4 protein-coding genes are annotated in these 4,979 nt (G+C 71.5%); 2 read left to right on the forward strand and 2 right to left on the reverse strand.

The window, feature by feature from the left end; genetic code table 11:
* Nucleotides 1-1,932: glycoside hydrolase family 84 protein (locus tag IH13_RS0121885; RefSeq protein ID WP_031086998.1), on the forward strand; the 1,932-nt coding region annotated here is incomplete at its 5' end.
* Between the two features lie 253 nt (nucleotides 1,933-2,185).
* On the opposite strand, the gene IH13_RS0121890 is transcribed toward IH13_RS0121885, so the two are convergent.
* Nucleotides 2,186-3,304 carry an FAD-dependent oxidoreductase gene (locus IH13_RS0121890; RefSeq protein WP_031087000.1) on the reverse strand — a complete coding sequence of 373 codons (1,119 nt, stop codon included), beginning with the start codon at nucleotides 3,302-3,304 and terminating at the stop codon, nucleotides 2,186-2,188.
* Nucleotides 3,305-3,357: 53 nt separating this feature from the next.
* Here IH13_RS0121890 and IH13_RS0121895 point away from each other — a divergent pair, with 53 nt between their 5' ends.
* Nucleotides 3,358-4,050, forward strand: a complete 693-nt coding sequence (locus IH13_RS0121895) for a TetR/AcrR family transcriptional regulator C-terminal domain-containing protein (RefSeq protein WP_037841966.1) — start codon at nucleotides 3,358-3,360, stop codon at nucleotides 4,048-4,050.
* Between the two features lie 222 nt (nucleotides 4,051-4,272).
* On the opposite strand, the gene IH13_RS0121900 is transcribed toward IH13_RS0121895, so the two are convergent.
* A complete protein-coding gene (locus tag IH13_RS0121900; RefSeq protein WP_031087003.1) occupies nucleotides 4,273-4,929 on the reverse strand; it encodes a hypothetical protein in 657 nt (218 codons plus the stop codon).
* Nucleotides 4,930-4,979 lie beyond the last annotated feature (50 nt).

Consider the following 4,979-nt stretch of genomic DNA (forward strand, 5'->3'; position numbering starts at 1 on the left):
GGCCAGTACTACGCCGTGCAGACGCTGCGCCAGTTGTTCGTCCACTCCGGCAACGACAGCTGGCGAGTGGCCGGCGTCCAGGTCAGCGACTACCCGTCGATGCCGCTGCGCGGCACCGTCGAGGGCTTCTACGGGCAGCCGTGGACACACGCCGAGCGCCTCGACCAGATGGACTTCTACGGGGACGTCAAAGCCAACACCTACGTCTACGCGCCCAAGGACGACCCCTACCACCGGGACAAGTGGCGCGACCCCTACCCGGCGGACAAGCTGGCGGAGCTGGGCGAACTGGTCGACCGGGCCACGGCGAACCACGTGCGCTTCACCTTCGCCGTCTCCCCCGGCGAGTCGGTCTGCTACTCGGATCCCGCCGACCGCGAAGCCCTCAAGGACAAGCTCCAGGCCCTCTACGACCTGGGAACCCGCGCCTTCTCCATCCCGCTCGACGACATCAACTACACCCGCTGGAACTGCGAGGCCGACCAGGCCGCCTACGGCGAAGCCGGCGCGGCGGCCGCCGGGAAGGCGCAGGTCGACCTGCTCAACGACGTACAGCGCACCTTCGTCGCCACGCACGAGGGCACCTGGCCGCTGCAGATGGTGCCCACCGAGTACTACAACAACAGCGAATCACCGTACAAGCGGGCACTGCGGGAGGCCCTCGACCCCGCGGTCGAGGTGATGTGGACCGGCGTGGACGTCGTCCCCGCGCAGATCACCGAGGAAGAGGCCGAACAAGCCGCAAAGGTCTTCGGCCGGAAGGTCTTCCTGTGGGACAACTATCCGGTCAACGACTTCGGCAACACCAGCGGCCGACTGCTGCTCGCCCCGTACGACAAGCGCGAGCCGGGACTGTCCGACCACCTCTCCGGCATCGTGGCCAACCCCATGAACCAGCCTTTCGCCAGCAAGGTCGCAGTTTTCGGCGCTGCGGATTTCACCTGGAACGACCGTGCCTACGATCCGCGGCAGAACTGGCGCAACGCCATGTCCTACCTCGCCGGCGGTGACCGTGAGGCCACCGAGGCCCTGCTCGTCTTCGGCGACCTGGAACACATGGCCCCGACCTTCGGAGCCACGCCCTGGCAGCCGCAGGCGCCGGACCTCGCGCGCCGCACGGCGGAGTTCTGGAAGGAGTGGGACGAGGGGGACCGCACCGGGGCGGTCAGCGCCCTGCGGTCCTACGCCACCGCCGTCCGGCAGGCCCCGGCCATCATCCGCGGCGGAGCCGTGCAGAAGGGGTTCGCCACGGACGCGGCGCCCTGGCTGGACGCCACCGCGCTGTGGGGCGAGGCGATGGTCACCATGCTCGACGCCCTCGCGGCGCGGCAAACCGGGGACGAGGAGACCTCGGACCGGCTGCTGGCCGAGTCGAACGACCTGCAGCGGCAGGCCCGTGCCGTGCGGGTCGATCCGCCGCGCAACTCCTGGGGCGCGGTCCAGCCCAAGGTCGGTGACGGGGTGCTCGACACCTTCCTCCTGCAGGCCGACCTGCGGCTGCAGCTGTGGGACTCCACCGGAGGGGCGCAGAACCTGGCCCCGCAGGGGACGGCGTCCGCCTCCAGCGTGGAGCTGGACCTCGACCGGCTGGCCCCCCGGCATGTCAACGACGGGAACATGGAGACCCGTTGGGCCTCCGGCTACACGGACGACGCGTGGGTTCAGATCGAGCTCGCCGCACCCACGAAGGTCGCTGCGGTCACCCTCGCGTGGGAAGGCGCTTGCGCGGCGGAGTACGCCGTGCAGACCTCCCAGGACGGTGTGAGCTGGAAGACCGTGTCCACGCAGCGCCCGAGCTCCTGCGGCAACGATGCCGTCCGGCTCACCGCCGACGAGGCCGTGCGGTACGTCCGCATGCAGGGCGTCGAACGGAAGACGACCTGGGGCTACTCGATCCACGAGATGGGCGTCTACGGAACACCTGCCGCCTGACGTACGGCACGTCCCCCCTCCCGGGCCGCGGCGCGGAGACGGTCACGCCGCCGCGGACCGGGGGGCTCCCCCGGCGGCCTCCAGGGAAGGGGGCCGCCGGTCATCTCGCGCACCGGGCCGGGGCGGCGTGACCGTCTCCGCGCCGCGAAGGGGCGCGCTGGGTGTGTCGGCGGCCGTCGCCGCCACCGCGGCGGGGGGCGAGCACCTCCTCAGCCTGCCCTTCCGCCTGGCGGACACCACGGATCCTTGGCGGTCAGGACGGCTGGACTCGGTCGAAGATGGCGAGGGCTTGGGCGGGGTCCGGGCTCACGAGGCGTTCCAGGCCGGCGGTCGTGATCTTCGCCCACCTGGCGGCCCGTTCCCACATCTGTTCCTCGAAGGCGCGGACGGCCTCGTCCAGGTCTCCAGGGCCGGCGGCGAGGGACTCGGCGAGTTCGGCGCCTTCCAGCATCGCGAGGTTCGCGCCCGCCCCCAGCGGGGGCATCAGATGGGCGGCGTCGCCCAGGAGCGTCACCCCGCAGACGTGTGGCCAGGTGTGGGACACGGGCAGGACGTAGAGGGGGCGGTGGACGAAAGCGGTGCCGTGGCGGAGGAGGTCGAGGACGGGAGCGGCCCAGCCGTCGAACAGAGCCAGCAGGCTTGACCGCACGGCCTCGACGTCGGCCAGGTCCAGGTTGGTGTGCCAGTCCAGCGGCGCGCGGAACTGGGCGTACACCTTGACGTGGCCGCCGCTGTTGCGCTGGGCGACGAGCGCCCGGTTCACGCCGTACGCAGCCACGGAACCGTCGCCGATCAACCGGGCGAGGCCGGGGTGGCGGGTGTCGACGTCTTCGAGGGAGGTCTCGACATAGGTGACGCCGGTGTACTGCGGCGTCGCCGCCGAGACCGCCGGACGGGTCCGGGACCAGGCGCCGTCCGCCCCGACCACGAGGTCGAACGTCTCCTGCCGCCCGTCCTCGAAGTGGACCTGTACGCCGTCCCGGGTCCCTGGCACCACCTGCGTCACGCCCCGGCCCCACTGGACGTCGAGAGGGCCGAGCAGCAGGTCACGGAGTTGCCCGCGGTCGATCTCGGGATTGGCCCGGTCATCCGGCCGGGGCCGCCAGTCGCGCAGAACGGCCCCGTCCGTGTCCAGGATGCGCATGGCCTGCCCCTCCGGGCGCGAGAACGCTCGGAACTCCGCCAGCAGCCCCGCCTTGTCCAGCGCGAGCTGGCCCAGCCCTTCGTGAAGATCCAGGACGCCGCCCGGGGGGCGGGCGTCGGCTGCGGGATCGCGTTCGAGGACGGCGACAGGGCAGCCATGGCGGTGCAGGACGCGGGCGAAGGTAAGGCCGGCGGGGCCGCTCCCGACCACTGCGATGCGATGTCTCATGGCGATACACCGTATTGCGCTTGTACGATGCAGCGCAACGGTACGGTGGGATCATGACTGTCTGGGACCGGCCGGAACCGCCGACTCGCCCCGTGCCGCTCGATCGGGAGCGGATCGTCGCCGCCGCTGTCGCACTTGCCGACGAGGGCGGGCTGGAGGCGGTGTCGGTGCGCAAGGTCGCGGCCCGCCTGGACGCCGGCCCGATGCGGCTGTACGGATACATCTCCACCAAGCAGGAGCTGTTCGACCTCATGATGGACGAGGTCCAGGCCGAGATCCTCCTCACGGAGCAGCCCGGTGACTGGCGGGAGGCGCTGGGCGTCCTCGCCCACCGCACCAGACAGGCGGCCCTCCGTCACGAATGGCTCGCCGACCTGCTCGGCAGCCGCCCGACTCTGGGACCGAACGGCCTCGCCGTGACCGAGGCGACGCTGGCCGCCCTCGACGGCCTCGCCGACGTCGACACCGCCATGCGCGCCGCGGAGACTGTCAGCGCCTACTGCACCGGCGCGATCAGGCGCGAGGTCGCGAACCTGCGGGCCGAGCGCGCCACGGGCCAGTCCGAGCACGACTGGCAGCGCGCCTCCGGTCCGCACGTGATGAGGATGCTGGCCACGGGGCGCTTCCCGGCGCTGACCAAGGCCGTGCACGACGGCGCGGACGTGGACGCCGAGGCGTCCTTCTCGACCGGCCTGGACTGGGTCCTCGACGCCGTGGCCGCCGGACTCACCCGGCCGCCGGCGTGACCGCTCGGCTCTCGCCGAACACGGGGCGAGGGCGAAGCCGGTGCCCACTGGCCGCGCGGGCCCACGGAGCCACCACTTCATGACGTTGAGAGAGCCCCGGCCTCTCCAACATCTGCCGGGCACAGGCCGGGCATGAGAATCCCCAGGAGCGCTGCGGCTTTCCAGGTCGCCCCTGCCCGTGTCGACCGGGGGCCGGCCTCGTGCGGGACGGGAACCCGTCCCTCAGGATGACGCCGGGCGCTGGGCCGCCTTCGTCATCGGGCTCTTCCGGATGGCCGTGATCTTCCACTGGCCGTCCTGCTTGGCGAGGCTCACCGTGCGGTGCTGTGTGTACGGGGTGTCGAGGACGAAGCCCCCCTTTTCCAGATAGCCGGGGTCGGCGGCCGTGAACTGGAGGACCGTGTCCATTTCGGCCTTGGCCGTCGCCCGGTCCTCGTAGAGCGTGGAGCGGTACCAGGCGGTCTTCACCTGACGGGTGGCCAGCTTGTTGGTGCGGTAGAGGGCAACCAGTCGGCGGTCGTAGCTCTGACCCCTGAGGGACTGCGCGAACCCCGGTGCGTAGAAGTCGAATTCCCTCTCGGCGCTGACCGTGATGGTCGCGTCGTCGCGGTTGTCGGTGGTCGCGGAGTGCAGGGCGACCAATGTGCGTACGGCGGTGACGTCCGGGTCGTCGTCCGGCAGCTGCCTGATCGTCTCACCCTTGCCGTCGATCAGCGCCCAGAGGGAGCTGGCCGCCGATCCCGTGGGCGGCCCCCCTTGACGAGTCCGGGCGGCCGAGGACGACGTCGGGACGGGGGTTTCGGCCGGGGCGGACGCGGAATCGCAGCCGCTCAGGACGAGGACCAGGGCAGTGGTCAGGGCGGCTGTGAGGTGACGCATCGGGTTCGCTCCTGGGAGGGGTGGGCGGGCGCGCCCTCCGCGGGCGCGCC

Origin of the sequence: Streptomyces sp. NRRL WC-3549 (assembly GCF_000721935.1) — a bacterium.
Lineage (GTDB): Bacteria > Actinomycetota > Actinomycetes > Streptomycetales > Streptomycetaceae > Streptomyces.